The sequence below is a fragment of the Coleofasciculus sp. E1-EBD-02 genome, assembly GCF_040218245.1.
Lineage (GTDB): Bacteria > Cyanobacteriota > Cyanobacteriia > Cyanobacteriales > Coleofasciculaceae > Coleofasciculus.
Genome location: NZ_JAVJQN010000232.1, coordinates 1 through 3,496 on the forward strand (window position 1 = coordinate 1; position 3,496 = coordinate 3,496).

The 3,496-nt window shown below is 45.3% G+C and carries 2 protein-coding genes; both read right to left on the bottom strand.

Features of this window, described 5'->3' with window-relative positions:
- Nucleotides 1-294: 294 nt before the first annotated feature.
- Nucleotides 295-1,500: a calcium-binding protein gene (locus RIC07_RS34565; protein WP_446398467.1), complete on the bottom strand. Its 1,206-nt coding sequence runs from the start codon at nt 1,498-1,500 to the stop codon at nt 295-297.
- 675 nt (nt 1,501-2,175) lie between these two features.
- Entirely contained in the window at nt 2,176-3,300 is a 1,125-nt protein-coding gene (locus RIC07_RS34570) for a hybrid sensor histidine kinase/response regulator (protein ID WP_446398468.1), read from the bottom strand.
- Nucleotides 3,301-3,496: the final 196 nt, after the last annotated feature.

Genomic DNA, 3,496 nt, shown 5'->3' on the forward strand with positions numbered 1-3,496 from the left:
AAGGCTGATATCGAGCAACAATGCCGGGTATCAGCCAAGTGTAAGCGTTAACGGTTATCGACCAAAAGTTACACCGTGGACTTATACCAAGACAGAATTACTTGTGGGTAGGTTTGTCTAGGTTTTTAGAAGCGGTTAGAACTGTAGCTGTGCGATTCGTGGCAAGCGCATTCAAATGAGCGATTGGGCGACAAAGACTCAGACAAAAAAAATTGGGAGATACTTTGCATCTCCCGCTTGGTTCGACTAGACTAAAATGCAGACTAAGAAAGACTAAAACATCAGACGAAATATCTAGGCGGCGACAAAGATGTCATTCACGTTATCGGCAAATGTGCTAGCAGACTGCCAACTCACGGTGGCTAACAAGTCGCTGCCTTGATAGATTTGGGCACCATTTGCACCATCAGCGAAACTCAACGCATTCACATCACTAACGATTAGAGACGTCTGACCAAGCTGGAAGTTATTAATCACATCGAATCCAACTCCTTGTGAGAGGACAACCTCGGCATCACCGTGACCCAGCCAGATGGTATCCTGACCAACACCACTATCAATGTAGTCAGCGCCATTGTCGGCACCATTGGCGTAAATGATGTCGTCGCCCTCGCCACCGAGAATATGATCAGGACATGAACCACCGTAGATTAAGTCATCACCACGACCACCGATAAGGGTGTCTCTACCGCCATTTCCGTAAAGGGTGTCATCACCATTACCCCCATTGAGATAATCTGTAGCAGAACTACCATAGAGACCATCATTGCCACCGCGACCGAAGATTTCATCGCCGCCGCCGTTACCGTAGAGAAGGTCGTTATCAGCACCGCCATCGATATAATCACTCTCGTGGCTTCCGGCAATTGTATCGTTACCTGCGTTACCAAAGAGAACATCTTCGCCGCCGTTGCTATTGATGCTATCATCACCCGCTAGACCTTGGATGTACTCGTTAGCCGATGTACCGTTGAGTTGATCATTTCCTGAGGTTCCCACAATTGATTCATGGGTGCTGATTTCAACGACAGACTGAGTAGAACTAACAGTATCAAATGTGGAGACAAAAGACGTGCCATCTTGCAAGGTTATTTCAAAGGAAACATCCTGCGCTCCAAAAGCACCCCCACTGTTAGAAGAAATACCTGAACCACCAGAAAGAAAGTCTGTGTCTGCTCCAAAGCGTAATGAATCACCGACACCAAAAGAGTTGGGTGTAAAGTTGAGGGTGAGGGTTGATGTATCGCTGTTCGGAGTGAAGGTAACGTCGCTGGAATTGATACCGACTAGGTTACTTAAAACAGGACCGAAACTAGCAAAACCACTTAGGTCAAAAAAGGCATTTGTATCGCTTCCTGCTTGTAGATTTAGGGTCACTGATTGAATATAACTGTTCGGAAGACCCTGATCAGAATCAAAGGAAATACCGTAGAAGTCGGAATCCAAAAAATTGCTACTACCTGTTGTATCAGCGATAATTGTTGCAAATTGTACAGCCATCAGATTTTCTCCTTCGTAAATGGTTGGTTTTGAAATGATACCCTCGTTGAAATTAATCAAGAGGTAATGTCATTGAGGATGATTGCGAAACGTTGTACCACTTATATTTGTGGTGGTTACTACTGTTTCTGTGTAGTCTCCGAGAAATCACGTAAGCGACTGTGTTTTTGAGGTTCGTTTCGCTGCTTTTCTCTGACCACAATTAAACTATAACCGTATTTTTACGGAGATCAATAAAGTTAAGATGAACTTTCTATAAAGCTTTTGTGAAGTTAAATTGTGCCTAAAAAACAAAAAACTCTCCCCGAAGGGAGAGCTAATTCATCTACCTACAAACTTCATTACAATTAATCGATAAAGGACAATTCTTTCTCTAATTTGCTAACGATTAATCTCAAGGGTTCACCCCTGCCGTTAACCCTGTAGAGTCAGCAAATTTTTAAGTTTTGTAACAATATTTACAGCTTTATTTGGGATGAGTTGGCATGATTAGATAAACGGCTTTGCCCAAAATTTAGGTTTCTCTAGTATTCAGTTTTATCAGCCAATGGCGCGTAATGGGTGAAAAATCCGGAGAGTTTACTAACTCTTCAAGGTTGTCAGGAAATCTTTACAGACATTTCATAGAATCAACCTTAAAGCAAATTGACAAATACACGTAATTAAGGTAAAAACTCATTCATTGCGCGGTTTCACTAACCGGGCGATCGCTTGAATCAAATCCTTGGGGGCAACAGGCTTGGCTAGATGCTGCTGAAATCCGGCGGCTAGGGCTTTTTGCTGATTGGAGTCTCCCGCATACGCCGTTAATGCGATCGCAGCGACATTCGCTTGGCTTGAGGACATACCCCGAATCTGTTGCAATAAACGATAGCCATCCATTTGGGGCATACCAATGTCACTCACCAGGATATCAATGGTTAACTGGTTAAATTGTGATAACACCTCCTGGGCTGATGCCATTGTGATCACCTCTGCCCCAGCTTGTTGCAAAATGATCCCTAGGAGTTCTCGTGTGTCTGCCTCATCATCGACAACCAGAACTCGTATCCCCTTCAAGGGAGTGGTATCGGACGTTTTCTGCCAATCATGGGCGTTATGTCTGATTCGTTGCTTTTTATCTGGAAGCAGGGGGAATCTGACAGTAAATGTTGCCCCCTGTCCTTCTCCTGGGCTTTCTGCCTGGATCATGCCATCATGTAAGTCCACAATATGACGTGCGATCGCCAGTCCTAATCCTAATCCCCCAAACTGGCGCGTCATCGAACTATCCGCCTGACGGAAATAGTCGAAAATATGAGGAAGAATATCGGCAGGGATTCCGATACCTGTGTCACTGACGGTAATCTGGGCAAAATCATCCACCCCTGCTAATGTCACATCCACCTGTCCCCCCGATGGAGTAAACTTCACCGCATTGGAGAGTAAATTCCACACCACTTGTTGTAACCGCCCAGAGTCACCTTCAATCAAACCCACCTTACCGATAAAATGAGTCTGAATTTGAATCGATTTCGCCTCTGCTGCTAACTGCACTGTCTCAATCGCCGCTTTAATTGTGATCGCTAAATCAAGCCGATGACGGGTTAAGACAACTTTTCCGCGCAGAATTCGGGCAACATCGAGTAAGTCATCCACTAACTGAATTTGAATCGTGGCATTGCGTTCAATGGTTGCCAACGCCTTATCGGTTGCGGCTTGATCAAACTGACGACTGCGGAGTAGCTTTGTCCATCCCAGGATAGGATTCAGGGGAGAACGCAATTCATGAGACAAAATCGCCAGAAATTCATCTTTAATCCGGTTGGCAGACTCCGCCTCTTTACGGGCGGCGCGTTCTCGTGCTAGAAGTTGTTCACAGGTAAAGGACGGGAGGACGGAAGCCCCCGTACTTTAGTCGGGGGATGAAGTCCGACACGGCGAATTTATTCGCCTTCAGCTATGAGTTGAGCTACATACTGCCTTAGTCGTTCCTGCCAATTGGGGACGGCTTTAA